Below are 20,742 nucleotides of genomic sequence, written 5' to 3'. Positions count from 1 at the left end.
ACGGACCTGAGGGCAGGGGATGCCACCGATCGAGGAGCATCCGCTGCGCTTCCAGCTCACCAACGAGCTGCATGCGCGGCCGTTTCCGTCGCTCGACGTGCCGTGCCGGGCGGCCTTCCTGGCGGTCAAGCGGCCGCGCGACGCCGCATCGCGCGACCGCGAGGCCGACCGCGGCCACCTCGTCGCACTGCTCGACAGATATGGCGCCCCGCATCCGCAGCCCGGCGCCACGCACTACTCCGGCATCATCGGTCGCCACCTCCTCAAGTGGGAGAGCCACACCGAGTTCGTGAGCTACACGATATTCGAGGAGGGCAACGCCGAGGCGCCGTTCCATGCCCGCACCTTCTCGCTCTTTCCGGACGAGTGGCTGAGCGCCGCGCCAGGTGTGCGGATGACCTCGGCGCTTATCCGGGTCGAGCCGATGCCCGCCGACGAGACGGTGATCGGGCGCAAGCTCGGCGAGTGGTTCGTGCCGGAGAGCCTCGCTGTCAGCCGCGTCGTCGACGATGCCGCCATCATGGCGTCCGACTTCCGCATCGATGCGACGGGGCATGTTCGCATGGCCGTCTTCGTCCGCGACGGGATCGGCCCACGCCGCACCGGGCGGATCGTGCAGCGCCTCTGCGAGATCGAGACCTACAAGACGATGTCGATGCTCGGCCTCGCGCGTGCCCGCGGGCTGGCGGACCGGATGGCGCAGATGGACCGGCGTCTGACCGGTCTGATGAGCGAGATGACCGGCGAGGTCACTCGCCCTGACGAGACGCTGAAGGAGCTGCTCGACGTCTCGGCGGAACTGGAGAAGGTCATCGCCGAGGCCAGCTTCCGTTTCGGTGCGACGGCGGCCTACGAGGCGTTGGTGAACCAGCGCATTGAGGTCATGCGCGAGGAGCGCGTGGACGGGCGTCAGACCTTTACTGAATTCATGATGCGCCGCTTCGACCCGGCCATGCGTACGGTGAAATCGACCGAGCGCCGCCTGCACGCGATGGCGGAGCGAGCCAGCCGCGCCGGCAACCTCCTGCGGACCCGGGTGGATGTCGAGCGCTCGGCCCAGAACCGTGATCTGCTGGAGAGCATGAACCGGCGGGCGGACCTGCAGCTCAGGCTGCAGAAGACGGTCGAGGGGCTCTCGGTGGTTGCGATCAGCTACTACGCCCTGAACCTGGTGCGGTATCTCGCGTACCCGTTCGCGCCGAATGGCTGGGGCGAGGGCGTGCTCACCGCAGCCCTCGTTCCGCCCGTGGTGCTGGTGGTGTGGCTGACGATCCGCAGCATCCGGCGGAAGGTCGAGCCGGAATAGCGGCGGCCGCTACTCGGCCGGTACGCCAGCGGCCTGCGGCGTGCGGTTCAGCGCGCGGTCGGCCAGGAGCGCGCCGCCGACGATCGAGAGCAGCGCGAGAAGCGCCGCGACGGACAGCGTCGGCACCCCCGCGAGGCCCGCGCCCACGGTGCACCCCCCAGCCAGTACGCCACCCACGCCCATCAGCGCGGCGCCTGCGACATAGCGGCCCGTCTGCGCCGGCGACTCGAAGCTCTGCCAGGTGAAGCGGCCGGACGCGAGGGCAAGCGCACCGGCGCCCAGGATCACGCCACCAAGAAGCCCTACGCCGAACCCGGCGGGAATGGAGGTGGAGGCAATGCTCCAGAAAAGCGCTTCGGTCGTCGGCGAGGTGAAGCTGAGGCTCTCGAAGGCGATCGGATCGAAATCATCGTAGAGCAGGAAGCCCGTGCCCACCCAGCCGGCCGGCACGAGGAGGCCGAGCAGCGCCGCGAGGCCCAGATGCAGCGGTCTGACCCCGGAGCGCACCGCGAAGATTGCCGCTGCGATGGCCAGAAGGCCGGACCAGAACAAGGCGCCCCCCGGCAGCGCGGCGAGCGAAGTCGCTTCGCCGAGCGGCAGCGTCACCGATCCGATGGCGGTGCGCACGGAGGCGAAGGTGCCTTTCAGCGTCGCATGCGCGGTGACCGCGAAGACCAGCAGGACCGTCAGCGCCCGAAGGTTGCCCGACGCCAGCAGCACGGTCATTCGCGAGACGCATCCGCGCGTCAGGATCATGCCGGCGCCGAACATCGCGCCACCGCCGACGATGGCCAACCAAGGCAGTTCGGCATTCATGAAGCGATGCTCGTCGAATCCGATGAAGCCCGACGCAACGGCAACCTGCGTCCCCACGAGCGCTGCCGCCAGCGCGGCGAGCCAGACCCCTGCCGCGGTACGTCGCTCGCTTCGCTCGCCGGCAACCGCGCGGCGCAGGCAAAAGCGGGTGACCTCTGCGAGCGCGCCGAAGGCAAGACCGAGGATCAGGCCCAGCACGACCGACGCCTGCGCGGCGGTCAGCGACTCGAATCCGAACGATGCGAACATGCGGCAAGCTCCCTCGAGGCGTGATTGACGCCCCGCCATCTCGGTGCTTTTCGCTGCGTCAGCAAGAGGGGAAATGTCCGCAGGTCCGGCAGGCCGCGCCTGCGTGTCCCAATAAGCTCGAGACGGCGCGACGGCGTTTCGCGCGACAGGCGATGCGTGAAATCCGGTTCCGGCTAACGGAGCCTGCGGGTGGAATGCGTCCTTATTTCACCGTCAGCGGCCCCGGATCCGCGGGTCGAGGGCATCGCGCAGCCCGTCGCCGATATAGTTCACCGACAGGACGGTGAGCGAGATTGCCAGCCCCGGCCAGAACACCCGCTCGGGATATTGCTGCAGGTAGTCCGTCGCGTCGTAGAGCAGCCGCCCCCAGGTCGGGAAATCTGGCGGGAAGCCGAGGCCGAGGAACGACAACGCCGATTCGGTGATGATCGCGTTCGCGATGCCGAGCGTGGCGGACACCATGATCGGCGACAGCACGTTCGGCAGGATGTGACGGCCGATCAGGCGCGAGTTCGTCGTCCCGATCGAGCGGGCGGCAAGAACGAACTCGCGCTCCTTGATGGCGAGGACATCGCCGCGGACGATCCGCGCCGTCGGCATCCAGGAGGTCAGGCCGATGGCAACCACGATCAGGATGAAGATGCCCGTCTCCGGGCCAAAGTTCGTCGCCAGCGTCTGGCGAAACAGCATGACCATCACGAGAAGCAACGGCAGGAGCGGCAGAGCCAGGAACAGGTCCGTGAGCCGCATCAGCGGACCGTCGAGGGAGCGAAAAAAACCCGCCAGCACGCCGATCAGCGTTCCGAGCGACAGCGCGAGCAGCATTGCCGTCATGCCCACCGCCACCGAGGTGCGCCCGCCCGCCATCATCCGCGCGAGCATGTCGCGTCCCAACTGGTCCGCGCCGAACGGATGCGCGAGGCTGGGGCCTGTGTTGCGCGCTCGAATGTCGATGTAGGTCGGATCGATGGTCCAGATCAGAGGGCCGAGCATCACCGCCAGCACGATGAAGATGAAGAACGCCGCGCCAGCCACAGCGCCCTTGTGGCTGCGGAACTGGCGCCAGACATCCACCCACTGGCTGCGTGGCGGGGCCTCCGGCGGCCGGTCCTGCACGAAGTCCACGGGGACGGCGCCGCCCGTCTCGATATCCGGCACGCGCCCGCCCGGCGCGGGATGGACGGGAAAGCCCTCCGGCTGGTCACGGTCAGTCATACCGGATCCTCGGGTCCAGAAGGCCGTAGAGCACGTCGGCGATCAGGTTGAAGAGCACGATCAGCACGGCAAAGATGAAGGTCAGCGTCTGCACCAGTGGAACGTCGTTGGCCTGGATCGCAGTGATGAGCAGCTGGCCGATCCCATTCACCTTGAACACCTGCTCGGTGATGATCGCGCCGCCGAAGATGCCGGGCACGCCCAAAGCGATCACCGTCACGACCGGGATCATCGAGTTGCGCAGAACATGCGTCAGCACGACGTCGCGCTCGCCGAGGCCCTTGGCGCGGGCGGTGCGAACATAGTCCTGGTTGAGGTTGTCGAGCATCGACGCGCGCATGAAGCGGCTGATCTGCGCCGTGGTCTGCAACGCAAGCACCATGACGGGCATGATCATCTGCTGCAGCTGGTAGAGGAAGCTGTCCCAGTCGAAGACCCGGTGCGTTGTGTCGTAGATCGACGGCAGCCAGCCGAGCTGGACCGAGAAGATCACGATGGCCAGCACGCCGGTGAAGAAGGGTGGCACCGAGAAGCCGATCATCGAGACGAAGGTCCCGACCTGGTCGAAGGCAGAATACTGACGATAGGCCGAGATGACGCCGATCGGCAGGGCGATGATGACGCCCAGCACGTAGGCGAGGCCGACGACCCAGAGCGTCTGCGGCAGGCGCTGGATCACGAGGTCCATCACCGGCGCGCGCGTCTGCCACGAGATCACGCGGCTCGCTCCCTCTGGCGCTACATCCCAGCCGGTGATCGCCTCGAGCGCGAATCGCGGCTCGGTCAGGAAGAACTGTTTGAGCCACAGCAGGTAGCGGACATGCACCGGCTCGCCGAGGCCCAGGCTCTCGCGGATCTGCTGGCGCACCTCCGGCGGGATGGTGAGCGGCAGCTGCGCCGTGGGATCCCCCGGCGCCAGGTCGAGCAACAGGAAGATGATGAACGAGATGGCGATCAGCGTCGGCACCGCCAGCACGAGGCGTCTGAGCGTGTAGGTCAGCACGTGGTTCCGTCCCTCCGGGGCGGCTTGCGTTCCTCGGCTCGCGCCCCGGGAGTGCCCCGGAGCGCGACGGCATCAGGACGTGGTCACTCGGCGCGGTGCCAGTCCTTGATGTTCCACAGCTCGCTGTCCCAGTCGTTCATCCGGACGCCGGCCAGCGTGTTCGCCTTAGCCGACGGGCTGCCGCGGTGGATGAGCGGGATGATCGAATAGGACTGGACGATCATGTCGTTCATCTGCTTGGCCAGTTCGCCACGCCGTTCCAACTCGGCGGTCTGCGCCATCTCGTCGACAAGCTTGTCGTACTCGGCGTCGCAGAAGCGCTGGATGTTCTCGCCCTGCCAGGCGGTGTCCGGGCGCGGCATCGCATTGCAGCGCCAGTTGGCCATGTACGCTTCGGGATCGACGCCGGCGAAGTTGTTGGTGTACATCTCGATGTCGGCGTAGAACTTCTGGAACGTGTCCGGGCTCGACGGGTCGCCGCCGAAGAACACGCTCGCATCAACGTTGCGCAGCTCCGTCTCGACGCCCAGCTCGTCCCACCATTGCTTGACAAGAGCCTGCGTGTCCTGCCGGACCGCGTTGGTCGAGGTCTGGTAGGTGACGCTCAGCTCCACCCCGTCCTTGTCGCGGATGCCGTTGCCGTTGGTGTCGGTCCAGCCGGCCTCGTCCAGGATCCGCTTGGCCTCCTCGATGTCCTGCACGAGGCAGTCGTCGTTGGCAGTAGAGGCATAGAGCTCGGGCGCGGGCAGGAGATTGCAGGTGGCCTGGCCGCCAGCGCCGTAGCCGATGTCGACGAGGAGCTGCCGGTCGATGGCCTTCGACAGCGCCCGCCCCACCGCCGGATCGGTGAAGATCGGGTGCGGGTTCTGGTTGCCCGACTGGAAGTTGCCCTCCTCGACCGGAATGTAGACCGAGCGCTCCTCGGGCGGCAGCGACGGATCGGCGTTGGTCTGGTTGAGGTGCAGCCGCTCGACCGAGGTGCCGAAGGCCGCGATCACCTCGCCGATACCCTGCGCCTCCATGTCGGCCAGGATCGACGGGTCGAGCTGCAGGTTCCAGGCGTAGTCGAACTCGCCTGTCTCGAGCACAGCCCGCGCCGCCGCGGCCGCGTCGCCGCCGCCCTTGAAGGTGATGCTGGCGAAGGCGGGCTTGCCTTCCTCGCGGAAGTTCTCGTTCGCCGACAGCAGGATCACGTCGTTGGGCCGGAACTCGTCGACCACGAACGGGCCGGTGCCGATCGGGCCGAAGTTGGCCTCGGTGCATTCGGGTGCGCGGGTGCCGAGGCAGTCCTGGAACTGCGCCTTCTGCAGGATCGGCGATTCCGATCCGACGAACGCGGTGTAGGGGAACGGCTTCGGCGCGTTGAAGTTGACGCGGATCGTACGGTCGTCCACGGCCTCGACGCTCGCCACGCCGTCGAAATAGCTCGCCTGCGCGCAGCCGCCCTCAGGGTGGGTGCAGTACTCCCAGGTGAAGACCGCGTCCTCGGCCGTGACCGGCGTGCCGTCCGACCACTCGAGCCCCTCCTTGAGGGTCCAGGTGATCGAGGTCAGGTCTTCGGCCACGGTGCCGTCGTCGACGCTGGGGATCGCTTCCGCCAGCCACGGCACCATCTCGCCGTTCTCGTCGTAGCGCGCCAAGGGCTCGATCACGAGGCTCGCGCTTTCGACTTCCTTGGTGCCGCCCGAGAGGTACGGGTTCAGGGTCGAGGGTGCCTGCCAATATATGATGTTGAGCTGGCCGTCGCGCCCGCGCTCGCCGTCGGTTTGCGCGAAAGCCGCGCTGGCGAGGGCGGTCGCCGCCGCGCCGTAGAGGACGGTTCTCAGTCTCATGCTTGTCTCCTTGTCGGACATGGCTTCGTGACACTCGGCCCGAGGAGCGGGTCCCCGGGCGACGTCGTGTGGTCTCGGCATGGTTCGCAATGCGTCCAGGCTCTTCTCACGAAAGTGCGGCGCCCCCACGGCGCGCATTCTGGAACCTCAGCCGCATCGAAAACGAAAAGCAAGCTTTCCCGCACCCTCGGAGCAGCTTCTTTTGGCAGGTGCCGTTCGAGCGGGCAGCGGGGCGCAGTGGCGTTTGACTTGCTCGGGACGTTGATCCTAGCTTCGGCCGACCAGGATCGGGAACCGCCGACAATGCTTGACCATCCGCCCGGCCCGCCACTCGCCGCGATCGAGAACCTCAGGGTCGAGTTCCGCACCAAGGACGGCGTGGTGGTCGGGGTCGAGGACGTCTCCTTCGAGATCTCGCCCGGCGAGACCGTCTGCATCGTCGGCGAGAGCGGGTCCGGCAAGTCCGTGAGCTCGCTGAGCCTGATGCGCCTCGTGGAGTTTGGCGGGGGCGAGATCGCTGGCGGCCGGCTGATGTTCGACCGCGGCGGCGAGCGCATCGACCTCGCGCATGCCGAGACGTCGTTGATGCGGACGATCCGCGGCAACGAGATCGGCATGATCTTTCAGGAGCCGATGACCTCGCTGAACCCGGTCTTCACCGTGGGCCGGCAGCTGACCGAGGGTTTGCGGGTCCACAAGGGGCTGAGCCGGGCTGAGGCCGAGGCGAGGGCGCTCGACCTCCTGCGACAGGTGCGCATTCCGGAGCCGGAGCGGCGGCTGAGGCAGTATCCGCACGAGCTTTCGGGCGGGATGCGCCAGCGGGTGGTCATCGCGATGGCGCTCGCCTGCTCGCCGCGCCTGCTGATCGCGGACGAGCCAACCACTGCGCTCGACGTGACAATCCAGGCGGAGATCCTGGCGCTGATCGACCGGCTCAAGCGCGAGACCGGCGCCGCGGTGCTCTTCATCACCCATGACATGGCAGTGGTGGCGCAGATGGCCGACCGGGTCGTGGTGATGTACCGCGGCCGCAAGGTTGAGGAGGGCTCGGTCGAGCAGATCTTTGAGAACCCGCAGCACGACTACACCAAGGCGCTGCTGGCGGCGGTGCCGAAGCTGGGCGAAATGCGAGGGCGGCCGGCGCCCGAGCCGATGCGCCTGATGGGCGACGCGGGGGCTTACACCGGGCCAATCCGCGTGGCCGAGGACCGCAAGCTGCTGGAGGTGCGGCACCTCGTCACCCGCTTCGCCGTCAAGGGTGGGTTCTTCCGCCGGCACGTCGCCAACGTCCATGCGGTCGAGGACGTGAGCTTCGACATCCGCGTGGGCGAGACGCTGAGCCTCGTGGGCGAATCCGGCTGCGGCAAGTCCACATGCGGTCGCTCAATCCTGCGCCTCGTCGAGCCGATGTCAGGTGAGATCGTGCTCGGGGGCGAGGACGTGGTGGCCATGGGGCCGCAGCGCCTGCGCCGCGCCCGCCGCGACATGCAGATGATCTTCCAGGACCCGTTCGCCTCGCTCAACCCCCAGATGCAGCTCGCGGACCAGGTGGCGGAGCCGCTGCGGAACTACCGCCTCGCCACGGGCGTGGAGATGCGCGACCGCGTCGGGCAGCTCTTCGACCGGGTGCACCTGCCGCGCAGCTTCATGCGCCGCTATCCGCACGAGCTGTCGGGCGGACAGCGCCAGCGGGTTGCGATCGCGCGGGCGCTGGCGCTGAACCCCAAGCTCATCATCGCGGACGAGGCGGTCTCGGCGCTCGACGTTAGCGTTCAGGCGCAGGTCCTGAACCTGATCATGGAGCTGCAGGCGGAGCTCGGAATCTCGATCCTGTTCATTAGCCACGACATGGCCGTGGTCGAGCGGGTCAGCCACCGCGTGGGCGTGATGTACCTCGGGCGCATCGTCGAGATCGGTTCACGCGAACAGGTGTTCGAAGATCCGCGCCACGAGTACACGCGCGCGCTGCTCAAGGCGGTGCCGGTCGCCGACCCGCGCCGCCGAAAGACCGAGAGCGATCTCGACTTCAAGCCGATCCCGTCGCCGATCCATCCGCTGGACTACAGGCCCGAGCCGTCGCACTACGAAGAGGTCGCTCCTGGCCATCTGGTGATGAAGACATGAAACTTACCGCGCGCGAGATCCTCGACCGGCTGGTCGGCTTTCCCACCGTCAGCCGCGACAGCAACCTGGCCCTGATCGACTGGGTAGAGGAGTATCTCGACGGCTTCGGCGTCACGGCGCACCGCACCTGGAACGCCGACGGCGACAAGGCGGGGCTCTTCGCCAATGTCGGGCCCGAGGTCGAGGGCGGCATCATCCTCTCGGGGCACACCGACGTGGTTCCGGTCGACGGGCAGAAGTGGGCCTCCGACCCCTTCACCGTGATCGAGCGGGACGGCAAGCTCTTCGGCCGCGGCACGGTCGACATGAAGGGCTTCGACGCGCTGGCGCTGTCGGCGGTGCCGCTGGCGCTGGAACGGGGGGTGAAGCGGCCACTGCAGATCGCGCTCAGCTACGACGAGGAAGTGGGCTGCACCGGCGCGCCGCCGATGATCGAGGACATGACGCGAATCCTGCCGCGCGGAGCCGCGGCCATCATCGGCGAGCCGTCGATGATGAAGGCGGTCACCGGCCACAAGGGGGGCGTCGGTTTCCTTGTGACCGTGCGCGGTTTCGAGGTGCACTCGTCACTCATGCATACCGGCGTCAACGCCATTATGGAGGCCGCGAAACTGATCGAGTGGGCGAACGAGCAGAATGAGGCGAACCGCGCGCGCGAGCCGGGGCCGTTGACGGCACTGTTCGAGCCGCCCTGGACGACTGTCCATGTCGGTCAGATCAGCGGCGGGACGGCGCACAACATCACCGCCGGCGAATGCCACTTCGGGCTGAGTTTCCGCTGCGTTCCGAGCGAGGACCCCGAGGAGTGGCGCGCGGCGTTCGAGATGAAGGTCGCCGAGGTCGAGGCGCAGATGCGAGCGGTCCGGCCCGAGGCGCGGATCGAGGTCGAGCGCTACTTCGACGTGCCGCCGCTGCGCCCCGAGGAGGACGGCCGCGCCGAGGCGATCGCGCGCCGGATCACCGGCGACAACGGCCGCCACGTCGTGAGCTATGGCACCGAGGCCGGCCAGTTCCAGGCCGCGGGCTACTCTGCCGTCGTCTGCGGGCCCGGGGATATCGCCCAGGCGCACCAGCCCGACGAGTACATCACGGTCGAGCAGTTCCGTCGGGGCGAGGACTTCGTCTCGCGCGTGGTCGATCATCTGTGCGCCTGAACTGCGGGGATTGACGCGCCCCGCTGCCGTGGGCTCATTGACCGCGAACAGGACGAGAGGAGCCCCGATGCCCATAAAGAACCGCCTTGCCGACATGCAATCCGAGATCGCGGCCTGGCGCCGCGACCTGCACGAGAACCCTGAGCTTCTGTTCGACACCCATCGCACCGCCGGCATCGTGTCCGAAAAGCTGCGCGCGTTCGGTTGCGACGAGGTGGTGGAGGGGATCGGCCGCACGGGCGTGGTGGGCGTGATTCACGGCAAGACCAACACGTCCGGCCGGGTCATCGGTCTCAGGGCAGACATGGACGCGCTTCCCATCCTCGAGGCGACGGGCGCGCCGCATGCGTCGAAGCGACCGGGTGCCATGCACGCCTGCGGCCACGACGGGCATACCGCGATGCTGCTGGGCGCGGCACGGTACCTCGCGGAGACGCGCAATTTCGACGGGACCGCTGTGGTGATCTTTCAGCCGGCCGAGGAAGGGGGCGGCGGCGGCCGCGAGATGGTGGAGGACGGACTGATGGAGCGCTGGGGCATCCAGGAGGTCTACGGCATGCACAACATGCCGGGCATCCCGACCGGCAGCTTCGCGATCCGGCCCGGCGCGTTCTTTGCGGCGGCCGACGTCTTCGAGATCGAGATCGAGGGGAAGGGTGGCCACGCGGCCAAGCCGCACGAATGCATCGACACGACGCTGGTGGCGAGCCACATCGTCGTCGCGCTGCAGTCGGTGGCCAGCCGGAACGTGGATCCGGTGAAGCAGATCGTCGTGTCGGTCACCTCGTTCGAGACAGAGTCGAAGGCGCACAATGTCATTCCGCAGAAGGTCCACCTGCGCGGGACGGTCCGCACGCTCGACCCGGACGTGCAGGACCTGGCCGAGTCGCGGCTGAAGCGTATCGCCGAGGCCACGGCCGAGGCCTTCGGCGCCAAGGCGCGCGTCGACTACAAGCGCAACTATCCGGTCATGGTGAACGCGGACGAGCCGACCAATTTCGCTGCCGACGTCGCGCGAGCGGTCTCGGGCGATTGCGTGGAGGCGCCGCTGATCATGGGCGGCGAGGACTTCGCCTTCATGCTGAACGCACGCCCAGGGGCCTACATCCTCGTCGGCAATGGCAACACGGCCGCAGTGCACCACCCCGAGTACGATTTCGATGACGAGGCCATCCCTGCCGGCTGTTCCTGGTGGGCCGAGATCGTCGAGCGGCGGATGCCGGCGGCCTGAAGCGGAGCGCCACGGCCGCAGGCAGGGGTTGAAGCCCTCGCGGCACGGCCGCGGCGCGCATTCGCCGAGAACAGCTCGGCAGACGATGCGCTGCCGGCTCCTCGGTTCGCCGCAGCCGAAGCCGGACGTCAGCCGCCGGTGTGGCTCATGTGGCGGGAGACCTGTCCATCCGCACGCTGACGCGAATAGTCGAAGTCGTGCCCCTTGGGCTTGCGGGCGATCGCGGCGCGGATCGCGTCTTCCAGCAGGGCATCATCGTTGCTGGCACGGAGCGGGGCGCGCAGGTCGGCCATGTCCTCCTGCCCGAGGCACATGTAGAGCTCGCCGGTGCAGGTCAGGCGGACACGATTGCAGCTCTCGCAGAAATTGTGCGTGAGGGGCGTGATGAAGCCGATCTTCTGTCGCGTGTCGAGCCGGACGTAGCGCGCCGGCCCGCCGCTGCGCTCGGCAAGCTCGACCATCGCATGCCGCTCGCCGATGCGGGCGCGCAGGTCGCTCAGCGGCCAATACTGGTCGAGCCGGTCCTCGCCGCCGAGGTCGCCCATTGGCATGACCTCGATGAAGGTGAGGTCCATGTCGCGGCTGGCGCACCAGTCGATAAGCGTGAAGAGCTCGTCCTCGTTGAAGCCCTTGAGCGCCACGGTGTTGATCTTGACCCGTAGCCCGGCCGCCTGCGCGGCGTCGATGCCGTCGAGGACCTGCGGCAGGCGGCCCCATCGGGTGATCCGCGCGAACTTCGCCTCGTCGAGCGTGTCGAGCGAGACGTTGATGCGCCGCACACCCGCAGCATGAAGATCGCCTGCGAATCGTTTAAGTTGAGAGCCATTCGTAGTGACCGTCAACTCGCGCAGCGCGCCGCTCTCGAGGTGGCGCGTCATGCCGCGGAAGAAGGTCATGATGTCGCGCCGGACCAGCGGCTCGCCGCCGGTAATGCGCAGCTTCTTCACGCCGAGCCGGACGAAGGTCGAGCACATCCGATCGAGCTCCTCCAGCGTGAGGAGCTCCTTCTTCGGCAGAAAGGTCATGTTCTCGGACATGCAGTAGACGCAACGGAAGTCGCACCGATCCGTCACGGAAACCCGCAGGTAGTCGATCGAGCGCTGGAACGGATCGACGAGGGGCGCTGCTTCGATGGGTCCGAGTGAGGTCATGGCGCCCCAGACTAGAGCCGGGTTGGCAACGCGGCAAGAGCGATTGCCCACGGCGGTCCGGCTGATAGTGTTGAAGGCATGAAAACCCACATCGCTCTTGCAGCGCTCGCTCTGCTCGCCGGATGCGCCACCCTATCGCGGGAGGTCGCTCCGGACGTGCCGCCGCGCGAGACGCCGCCCGAGATTGCGCGGGTCGTTGCCGCGCCATCGCCGCCGCCTGGCGCACGGACCGCCGCGCAATTCGACACGACCACTGCCGAGCAGCGGGCCGCCGCGACCGCGGTCGACGACGCGGCGGAAGAGGAGCTCGGCAGCGTCGTCGTCTCGCTGGGCGATCCAGCCCAGGGCGGGCTGTGGCTGCGCACGCCGCTGGTCGGAGCGGCGCGCGCGGGGCGGGTGGTGACACAGGCGGGCAGGTCCGGGCTGGTCGAGTTGATTCCCAGCGACGGCGGCAGCCGCATGTCGCTGGCGGCGATGCGCCTGCTCGATTTGCCTCTTGGCGGACTGCACACTGTCACCGTCCATGCCCGCTGAGCGCCGGCTCATCCCCCGGATAGGGCCGTGGGAGGCGATGCGGAGCGAGTTCCGCTGGACGCTGCCTCCCGATTTCAACATCGCGCATGCATGCTGCGACAGTTGGGCGGAGGCGGATCCGTCGCGAGTCGCCCTCGTGCACGTGGGAGACAAGGGCGTCAGCGAGTGGACCTACAGCCGGCTCTGCGATGCGGCCAGTCGCTTCGCCTCGGCACTCTCGGCACAGGGCGTGGTGCGGGGGGATCGGGTCGCGATCGTGCTCGGGCAATGTCCGGAAGCGCTGATCGCGCACTTCGCCGCGATGAGGCTCGGCGCGATCACAGTCCCGCTCTTCACGCTCTTCGGGCCCGAGGCGCTGCAGTACCGCCTGTCTGACAGCGGCGCCCGCGCGGTGGTGACGGACCTTGCCAGCCTCGACAAGCTGATGTCGCTCGACCTGCCAGACGTCAGGGCGGTCTTCTGTACGGAGCCGTCGTCGGTACGCTCGTTCTGGGACGACATCGTGAAGGCGTCCCCTGCACGAGCCGCGCCGACGACCCCCCATGACCCGGCGGTGATGATCTACACCTCGGGAACGACGGGGCCGCCGAAGGGGGCGCTACATGCGCACCGGGTGTTGCTCGGCCACCTGCCTGCGATCGAGCTGCATCACGAGGGTTTCGGCCAGCCGGGCGATATCGGTTGGACTCCGGCCGACTGGGCCTGGATCGGCGGCCTCTTCGACATGGCACTGCCTTGCCTCTACTACGGCGTCCCGCTGGTCAGCCGGCGGTTCCGCAAGTTCACCCCTGACGAGGCATGGCGCCTGATCGCCGACCGAGGCGTCCGCAACATGTTCCTGCCTCCCACCGCTCTCAAGATGATGCGGCAGGCGCCGGTGCCGCATGATGTTGACGTGCGCTCGATCGGATCGGGCGGCGAGAGCCTGGGCGACGACTTGCGCGACTGGGGGCGCGAGGTCCTGCAGGCACCTATCAACGAGTTCTACGGCCAGACTGAGTGCAACCTTGTCGTCTCCAGCTCCTCGACCGAGTACAGGTCGGGCTGCATGGGGCGGGCGGTGCCGGGGCATGTCGTTGCGGTCATCGACGGCGCCGGAAACCCGGTGCCGGACGGCGAGGAGGGCGAGATCGCCGTTTCCACGCCCGATCCCGTTATGTTCTTGCGCTACTGGAGACAGCCGGACAAGACCGAGGAGAAGTTCACGGGGCGCTGGATGCGGACGGGCGACTTGGGGCGGCGCGACGCCGACGGATTCTTCTCGTTCGTTTCGCGCGACGACGACGTAATCACTTCGTCCGGCTACCGGATCGGACCGAGCGAGATCGAGCATTGCCTGGCTGGGCACCCAGATGTCGTACTCGCCGCCGCTGTGGGCGAACCGGACCCGGTGCGCACCGAGGTCGTCGTCGCCTACGTCGTGCTGCGACCCGGAGCCTCGACCGATGGGCTGCCGGACGACCTCATCGCGCGGGTGCGCCAGCGGATCAGTCCGCATGTCGCGCCGCGCCGTGTGGTGATCGTCGACAGCCTGCCGACCACCGCCACCGGAAAGATCATGCGCCGCGAGCTGCGGGAACGACCGTAGGGTCGCGGAGGAGGCCGTCGGCGCGGCACCTCCGCGGGAGGCCGAGGAGGCGCGGCGTCAGAACGTCCACAACTTGCTCCACGGAAGGGAATGCGACGTCGGCATAGGCGGCGCCGGGGAACGCGACGCAGCGCAATCCGGCAGTGGCAGCCGCCTGCGCGGCATCCGGCGCATCGACGATGACAACGACATCCTCGGGGGAAAGTAGCATCCGCCGCACGGCCAGGAGGTAGAGATCCGGCGAAACGTGCGGTGCTGCCGCCGAGCAATCGATGTTCGACGATTCCAGCCCTGCCGCCTTCTGCACGGCTGCGGCTTCCTCGGGCGAGGCCGCGGCGGCAAGCACGAGCGTCACACCAGCGGAACGCGCCCCGTCGATCACGTCCCGCACCCCCGGACGCGGCGGCACGCGAACCTGCTCGAGCATGGTGAGGTAGATACCCTCCGCCCGCGCCGCCAGTCGCGCCGTCGCCAGAACCTGAACACGCTCGATGGCGTGCGAGCGGATCGGGTCGTCATGCCTGAGCAGGCGGCGAAAGGTGGGTGTGTCCCAGGCCCAGTCGAGGCCAGCCTCGGCAAAGGCGGCGTTGTACGCTCTGCGTCTGAGGTCCGAGGTTTCGGCTAGCGTTCCGAGCGAGCCGAATAGGATGGCCTTGGGCGACATCTAGAACCCTTGGATGATCGAGTCGTTCTTGGAAAAGCTCCGCCCGCAGAGGTGGTTCCCGCCAATTACTCGACCGTGACCGACTTGGCGAGGTTCCGCGGCTGGTCGACATCCGTGCCCTTTGCGATGGCGGTATGATAAGCCAGCAGCTGCGCTGCGATCGCGTAGACGATCGGCGCCAACAGAGGCGGCACCGGCGGCATCTGCAGCACCTCACGGGTCCCCTCGCCAGCGGCCTCGGCGCCAGCTGCGTCCGTGATCAGGATGACCTGTCCCTCACGCGCCATGACCTCCTGCATGTTCGACACTGTCTTGTCGAAGAGCCTGTCGCGCGGCGCCATCACGATCACCGGCACGCTGCCGTCTATCAGGGCGATCGGCCCGTGCTTGAGCTCGCCTGACGCATAACCTTCGGCATGTATGTAGCTGATCTCCTTCAACTTCAGCGCACCCTCCATAGCCAGAGGGTACATCGTGCCGCGGCCGAGGAAGAGGACATCCTGTGCCTGCGACAGGGCGCGCGCCGCGTCTTCGATCGCCGGCTCGACCGTCAGCGCGTGACTGACGAGGCCGGGGAGAGTGCGCACGTCGTTGAGGTGTCCGGCAAGCGCATCGTCGCCTATCCGGCCGCGATCCTTCGCAGCCTTGAGCGCCATGAGCATCAGCACGGCAAGCTGGCAGGTGAAGGCTTTCGTGGAGGCCACGCCGATTTCGGCGCCGGCAAGGATCGGCAGGGCCAGGTCGCTTTCCCGCGCGATCGAGCTCTCGGCCACGTTCACCACCGACACGATCCTCGCCTTGTCGCGGCAGTAGCGCAGTGCGGCCAGGGTGTCGGCTGTCTCGCCCGACTGGCTGACGAAGACCGCGAGCGTCCGTTCACTGAGCGGCGGCTCGCGGTAGCGGAACTCCGAGGCGATGTCGCACTCGGCCGGCAGGCGCGCCAGCTCCTCGAACCAGTAGCGCGCCGTCTGGCAGGCATAGAACGCGGTGCCGCAGGCGACGAGGACCACCCGGTCCACGTCGGTGAAGTCGATCTGAGGCATCGCGATGCCGTCGTCCTGCAGGTAGTGGTCGAGCGCCTCGCGGAGAACGGCGGGCTGCTCTGCAATCTCCTTGGCCATGAAGTGCCGGTGGCCGCCCTTCTCGATCCGACTGGCGTCGATCAGGACGCGGCGGACCGGGCGGTTTACGCGGTTGCCGTTCCGGTCGCGGATCTCGGCGCCGCCACGGTTCAGCACTGCGACGTCGCCCTCCTCCAGATAAGTGATCCGGTCGGTCAGTGGCGCGAGCGCGATTGCGTCGGAGCCAAGGAACATCTCTCCATCGCCCCAGCCAATCGCGAGGGGTGAGCCCTGTCGCGCCGCTACGATCAGGTCGTCCTCTCCCTCGAAGAGAAAGGCGAGCGCGAACGCGCCCTTGAGCCGCGCCAGCGCCGCAATCGCCGCCTCGTCCGGCTGCAGCCCCTGCGCCATGAGGTCCTGCGTCACCAGCGCCACGGTCTCGGTATCGGTCTGCGTGACCGTCTCGTAGCCCTTCTCGCGCATCTCGGCGCGGAGCTCGCGGAAGTTCTCGATGATGCCGTTGTGCACGACGGCGACTGGCCCCGCGCGATGCGGGTGGGCGTTCACCAAGGTTGGTCCGCCATGCGTCGCCCAGCGGGTGTGGCCTATTCCCGACTTCCCCGACAGCGGGTCGTGCACCAGCAGGTCGGACAGCTCCACCAGCTTGCCGACGGCGCGGCGTCGGTCGAGGCGGCCAGCATCCACGGTGGCGATGCCGGCGCTGTCGTAGCCGCGATACTCGAGCCGCTTCAGCGCCTCGACGAGCAGCGGCGCCGCCTCATGGTTGCCGAGCACTCCGACGATGCCGCACATCTCAGCTCTCCCTCGCGGCCCGAAGCCGCGCAAAGAAGCGGCGGGCGAAGTCCGGCTTGTTCAGCTGGCGTGCGCGACCGACGGCCATCGCGCCATCAGGGACGTCCGACGTCACGACGGAGCCCGTAGCGGTCATCGCGCCGTCGCCGACGCGCACCGGCGCGACCAGCATGGTATCCGAGCCGATGAAAACGTCCGCGCCGATCTCGGTGCGGTGCTTAAGCACGCCGTCGTAGTTGCAGGTGACCGTCCCCGCGCCGACGTTGGTGCGAGCGCCGATCGACGCGTCGCCGATATAGGTCAGGTGGTTCACCTTGGCGCCGTCGCCGATCTCGGCGTTCTTGATCTCGACGAAGTTGCCGACCCGCACGTCGTTCGACAGCTCCGCTCCCGGCCGCAGGCGGGCGTAGGGACCGACGATCGCGCCCGAGCCGACATGGCACCCTTCGAGGTGGCTGAAGGCGCGGATCGTTGCACCGGTCTCGACCGTGACGCCGGGTCCGAAGACGACATGTGGCTCGACCACCACGTCGCGCCCGATCACCGTGTCGTGCGAAAGGAACACCGTCTCGGGCGCCACCAGCGTCACGCCATCTTCCAGCGCCGTGGCCCGCGCCCGGTCCTGAAAAGCCGCCTCGGCCACGGCAAGATCACTGCGGCTGTTCACGCCCATCGTCTCCGCCTCGTCGCAGAAGACGGCCGTGGCGGTGAGGCCGCGGCGGCGGGCGGCGGCGACGATGTCGGTCAGGTAGTATTCGCCCGCCGCGTTGTCGTTGCCGACGTCGTCGATCAGGTCAAAGAGGACGCTCGCGTCGGCGGCGACGACGCCGCTGTTGCATAGCGTGATGGCGCGCTCGGTCTCGCTCGCGTCCTTCCACTCCACGATCCGCTCGAGCTGGTCTTCCTCGAGGATCAGACGCCCGTAGCGACCCGGATCGGCGGCGTGGAAGCCCAGCACGACCACATGGGCGCCGGCGCGACGCGCCTTGGTCATCCGTTCGAGTGTCTCCGGCCGGATGAACGGGGTATCGCCGTAGAGCACGATGGCGTCGCCGGTCGCGCCCGAGAGCGCCTCCCGCGCCTGGAGGACGGCGTGAGCGGTCCCGAGCTGCTCATCCTGTGTCACCACCTGGGGCGCAGGGTCGAGGTCGGCGACTGCCTTCTTCACCGCGTCGGCGCCATGACCCGCCACCAGCACCACACGCTCTGGCGCGAGCACGTCGCCCGCGCGGAGCGCGTGGACGAAGAGCGGCGCGCCTGCGACCGTGTGCAGCACCTTCGGCAGATCCGACTTCATGCGGGTGCCTTGACCGGCGGCCAGGACGATGAGGTGTGTCGGCATCCGAGAGACTGCTCCTTGTTGAGGAGGTGTTCTACCCGTAGGGCTCGGCCGCGCAAGCGGGCCGCCGTCACGAGTGGTTTCTCAGCGTTACAGGGAGGCGATGCGGATGCGGACGGTGATTTTCGATCTGGACGGCACGCTGGTGGACACGTCCGGCGATCTGATCGCCGCCGCGAACTTCTGCTTCCGCGAACTGGGGGCCGGCGACATGCTGGACCCGGCGCATGATGCGGCGACGGCTTTCCGTGGTGGTCGCGCGATGCTGCGCCTCGGATTCGAGCGCAGCGGGCGGGAGTGGACCGAGGCTGATGTCGACAGCTTCGTGCCGATCCTGCTCAAGTCCTACGAGGCGGAGATCTTGGTCCACAGCCGCCTCTATCCGGGCGTGGTCGCTGCGGTCGAGGCACTGAAACGAGCAGGCTACGCAACCGGCGTCTGCACCAACAAGCCGCAGAACCTGGCGGAGCTCCTGCTTGCGCGGCTCGACGTCCGGCGCCTCTTCGACGGTCTCGTCGGCGCCGACACGCTGCCTGTCCGCAAGCCCGATCCCGATGCTCTTCGCGAAACCGTGCGACGCTGCGGCGGCGACATCAATCGGACGGTCCTGATCGGCGACACCGACACGGACCGCAACACTGCAAAGGCAGCCGGAGTGCCCGCGATACTCGTGACCTTTGGCCCGCAGGGCGACGGAGTCGCTGCTCTCGGGCCCGAAGCCCTGCTGGCGCACTACGACGACCTGGAGCGGCTGGTCGGCGGCCTGATCGGCTGACCTACATGAAGCCCAGTTCGAGTCGCGCCTCGTCGGACATCATGTCCATGCCCCAGGGCGGATCCCACGTCAGCTCGACGTCCACCGTCTTGACGCCCGGCAGCGGCTCGACCGCCTCGGCGACCCAGCCGGGCATCTCGCCCGCGACCGGACAGCCGGGCGCCGTCAGGGTCATGACGATGACAACCTCGCCCTGCTGCGAGATGTCGACCGTATAGACGAGGCCGAGATCATATATGTTCACAGGAATCTCGGGGTCGTAGACGGTTCGGCACGCCTCAACCACGTTCTCGTAGAGCGGGTGTTCGGTGGTGGAGGGGCGGATGAGCGGCTGCCCTTCCAGTTTCTCTGAAGTTTCGATTTTCATGCGACAGCGCCTCGCTGCGTCCCGGATTTGTTGAGGAGGTTAATAAGGAATTGATGGCGGCGGGTAAACCCGGCTCAGGGCCTCGCCGCGCGACCCCGCCGGCTCGGCACCGGCCTGGCACGTCGCTCTATGTCGTCGTAGAGCCGGGCGGCGATGTTGCGTGCGGTCGTCTTCTCGACGCCTTCGAGCCCCGGCGACGAGTTCACCTCGAGCACCTTCGGACCGTCAGCGGAGCGGAGCATGTCCACTCCGGCCATGCCTAGACCAAAGGCGCGGGCAGCGCGAACAGCCGTCTCGCGCTCGACCCGGCTGATCCGCACGGGCTCGGCGGTACCGCCCTGATGCAGGTTCGATCGGAAGTCGCCGGCCGCCGCGACCCGGCGCATCGAGGCCGCCACCTTGCCACCGATCACGAGGCAGCGAATGTCTTCACCCGCCGCCTCCTTCACGAAATGCTGAACGAGGAAGTTGGCTCTGAGGCCGCGGAACGCCGAGATGACCGACTGCGCGGCCTTGCGTGTCTCCGCCAGAACCACGCCCTTGCCTTGCGTCGATTCGAGTAACTTGACGATCAGCGGCGCGCCTCCGACCAGGTGGATCAGGTTGTCGGTGTCCTTGGGGCTGTTGGCGAAGGCGGTGACCGGCATTCCGATCCGGTGGCGGGCGAGGATCTGGTGCGCCTGCAGCTTGTCGCGGCTGGCGGTGATGCCGTCCGAGCCGTTGACGCAGTAGGTGCCCAGCGTCTCGAACTGCCGGATGACAGCGGTTCCGTATGCTGTGACGCTGGCGCCGATGCGCGGGATCACGGCATCGTAGCTGGGCAGGCGCTTGCCGTCGTAGTGCACCTCGGGCGTAAGCGCGTCGATGATCATGTAGCAGCGCGTCGTGTCGATCACCTCGACGACATGGCCGCGCCGCTCGCCCTCGGCCACGATGCGGCGGGTCGAGTAGTTGTGGGCCTCGCGGCTGAGCACGGCGATGCGAAGCGCCCGTTCAGGGGCGACGTCGCGGACATCGGCGGAGTGGTAGACGTCATAGTCCAGCGGCTCCTGGCAGAAGCTCTCGCCCGGAGCGATCACCATGTCCTCGCCCAGCGCCTGCCGGCCGAGGAGCATCCGGTACGACATCGCGCCGCGATCGGTCAGCGTCACCTCGATGGGCCACCGTCGGTTGCCCACAGCGAGGTCGGTGACGATGACATACCGCAACTCGGTCTCACCGTTGGAGCTGGTAACCTCGCGGCGGTCGCGCACCTCGGCCGAGCATGGGATCACCACGTCGTCTCTGCCCGGGATCGGCTGGACCATGAAGCGGACGCGCGGACGCGAAGCGGGGCCGAAGGGCTCGATCTCGAAGGCGTGCAGCGCCGAGGTGCGCGCGCCGGTATCGACCTTGGCCTTGAGCGCCGGCAGGCCGAGGCCGGGCAGGCCGACCCATTCCTCCCAGCCGAGGCGAAAGGGGCTCAACTCGTCCATTTCGGCTCCTTGTCCGTGGCGGCGTTGTGGCCCAGAAGGGCGCGG

Annotated in this window: 17 protein-coding genes; 7 read left to right on the top strand and 10 right to left on the bottom strand. The window is 67.8% G+C overall.

The window, feature by feature from the left end; all coding sequences use genetic code 11:
• Window positions 1–19: 19 nt before the first annotated feature.
• Window positions 20–1,306, top strand: a complete 1,287-nt coding sequence (locus tag JM664_RS12740) for a DUF3422 family protein (RefSeq protein ID WP_227420303.1) — start codon at window positions 20–22, stop codon at window positions 1,304–1,306.
• 9 nt (window positions 1,307–1,315) lie between these two features.
• Here JM664_RS12740 and JM664_RS12735 read toward each other — a convergent pair whose 3' ends face one another.
• The 4 genes from JM664_RS12735 to JM664_RS12720 all read right to left on the bottom strand — a co-directional run bounded on the left by JM664_RS12735 (window position 1,316) and on the right by JM664_RS12720 (window position 6,421).
• Entirely contained in the window at window positions 1,316–2,371 is a 1,056-nt protein-coding gene (locus JM664_RS12735) for a YeeE/YedE thiosulfate transporter family protein (protein WP_227420302.1), read from the bottom strand.
• 213 nt (window positions 2,372–2,584) lie between these two features.
• Window positions 2,585–3,586, bottom strand: coding sequence for an ABC transporter permease (locus JM664_RS12730; RefSeq protein WP_227420301.1), 1,002 nt, complete (start codon window positions 3,584–3,586; stop codon window positions 2,585–2,587).
• Complete coding sequence (locus JM664_RS12725) at window positions 3,579–4,589, bottom strand: ABC transporter permease (RefSeq protein WP_227420300.1); 1,011 nt, start codon at window positions 4,587–4,589, stop codon at window positions 3,579–3,581. Before JM664_RS12725 ends, JM664_RS12730 begins: the two co-directional genes overlap by 8 nt.
• An 83-nt stretch (window positions 4,590–4,672) precedes the next feature.
• Entirely contained in the window at window positions 4,673–6,421 is a 1,749-nt protein-coding gene (locus JM664_RS12720; RefSeq protein ID WP_227420299.1) for a peptide ABC transporter substrate-binding protein, read from the bottom strand.
• 303 nt (window positions 6,422–6,724) lie between these two features.
• On the opposite strand from JM664_RS12720, the gene JM664_RS12715 reads away from it, so the two are divergent.
• The 3 genes from JM664_RS12715 (at window position 6,725) to JM664_RS12705 (ending at window position 10,930) form a co-directional block, all read left to right on the top strand.
• Entirely contained in the window at window positions 6,725–8,545 is a 1,821-nt protein-coding gene (locus JM664_RS12715) for an ABC transporter ATP-binding protein (RefSeq protein ID WP_227420298.1), read from the top strand.
• Window positions 8,542–9,699, top strand: a complete 1,158-nt coding sequence (gene argE, locus JM664_RS12710) for an acetylornithine deacetylase (protein ID WP_227420297.1) — start codon at window positions 8,542–8,544, stop codon at window positions 9,697–9,699. Before JM664_RS12715 ends, argE begins: the two co-directional genes overlap by 4 nt.
• Window positions 9,700–9,766: 67 nt before the next feature.
• Window positions 9,767–10,930: a M20 aminoacylase family protein gene (locus JM664_RS12705; RefSeq protein WP_227420296.1), complete on the top strand. Its 1,164-nt coding sequence runs from the start codon at window positions 9,767–9,769 to the stop codon at window positions 10,928–10,930.
• Between the two features lie 128 nt (window positions 10,931–11,058).
• On the opposite strand, the gene moaA is transcribed toward JM664_RS12705, so the two are convergent.
• Complete coding sequence (moaA, locus tag JM664_RS12700) at window positions 11,059–12,081, bottom strand: GTP 3',8-cyclase MoaA (RefSeq protein ID WP_227420295.1); 1,023 nt, start codon at window positions 12,079–12,081, stop codon at window positions 11,059–11,061.
• A 78-nt stretch (window positions 12,082–12,159) separates the two neighbouring features.
• Here moaA and JM664_RS12695 point away from each other — a divergent pair, with 78 nt between their 5' ends.
• Entirely contained in the window at window positions 12,160–12,615 is a 456-nt protein-coding gene (locus JM664_RS12695; protein ID WP_227420294.1) for a D-galactarate dehydratase, read from the top strand.
• Window positions 12,605–14,203, top strand: a complete 1,599-nt coding sequence (locus tag JM664_RS12690) for an AMP-binding protein (RefSeq protein WP_227420293.1) — start codon at window positions 12,605–12,607, stop codon at window positions 14,201–14,203. Before JM664_RS12695 ends, JM664_RS12690 begins: the two co-directional genes overlap by 11 nt.
• On the opposite strand, the gene JM664_RS12685 is transcribed toward JM664_RS12690, so the two are convergent.
• The 3 genes from JM664_RS12685 to glmU all read right to left on the bottom strand — a co-directional run bounded on the left by JM664_RS12685 (window position 14,172) and on the right by glmU (window position 18,083).
• On the bottom strand, window positions 14,172–14,867 hold the full coding sequence (locus JM664_RS12685; protein ID WP_227420292.1) for an HAD-IA family hydrolase: 696 nt from the start codon (window positions 14,865–14,867) through the stop codon (window positions 14,172–14,174). The two genes, JM664_RS12690 and JM664_RS12685, sit on opposite strands and share 32 nt — an antisense overlap.
• Before the next feature lie 65 nt (window positions 14,868–14,932).
• Window positions 14,933–16,741 (bottom strand): glutamine--fructose-6-phosphate transaminase (isomerizing), encoded by a 1,809-nt coding sequence (gene glmS, locus JM664_RS12680; protein WP_227420291.1) that lies wholly within the window; start codon window positions 16,739–16,741, stop codon window positions 14,933–14,935.
• 1 nt (window position 16,742) lies between these two features.
• Window positions 16,743–18,083, bottom strand: a complete 1,341-nt coding sequence (gene glmU / locus JM664_RS12675) for a bifunctional UDP-N-acetylglucosamine diphosphorylase/glucosamine-1-phosphate N-acetyltransferase GlmU (RefSeq protein WP_227420290.1) — start codon at window positions 18,081–18,083, stop codon at window positions 16,743–16,745.
• Window positions 18,084–18,189: 106 nt separating this feature from the next.
• Here glmU and JM664_RS12670 point away from each other — a divergent pair, with 106 nt between their 5' ends.
• Window positions 18,190–18,855: an HAD-IA family hydrolase gene (locus tag JM664_RS12670; protein ID WP_227420289.1), complete on the top strand. Its 666-nt coding sequence runs from the start codon at window positions 18,190–18,192 to the stop codon at window positions 18,853–18,855.
• Window position 18,856: 1 nt separating this feature from the next.
• On the opposite strand, the gene JM664_RS12665 is transcribed toward JM664_RS12670, so the two are convergent.
• Window positions 18,857–19,222 (bottom strand): SUF system Fe-S cluster assembly protein, encoded by a 366-nt coding sequence (locus JM664_RS12665; RefSeq protein WP_227420288.1) that lies wholly within the window; start codon window positions 19,220–19,222, stop codon window positions 18,857–18,859.
• Between the two features lie 74 nt (window positions 19,223–19,296).
• Entirely contained in the window at window positions 19,297–20,697 is a 1,401-nt protein-coding gene (gene rimK, locus JM664_RS12660; protein ID WP_227420287.1) for a 30S ribosomal protein S6--L-glutamate ligase, read from the bottom strand.
• Window positions 20,698–20,742: the final 45 nt, after the last annotated feature.

It is taken from the genome of Roseitranquillus sediminis (assembly GCF_016918935.1).
In the GTDB taxonomy this organism is placed as follows: domain Bacteria; phylum Pseudomonadota; class Alphaproteobacteria; order Rhodobacterales; family Rhodobacteraceae; genus Roseitranquillus; species Roseitranquillus sediminis.
This window is presented reverse-complemented; position numbering and strand designations above follow the sequence as displayed.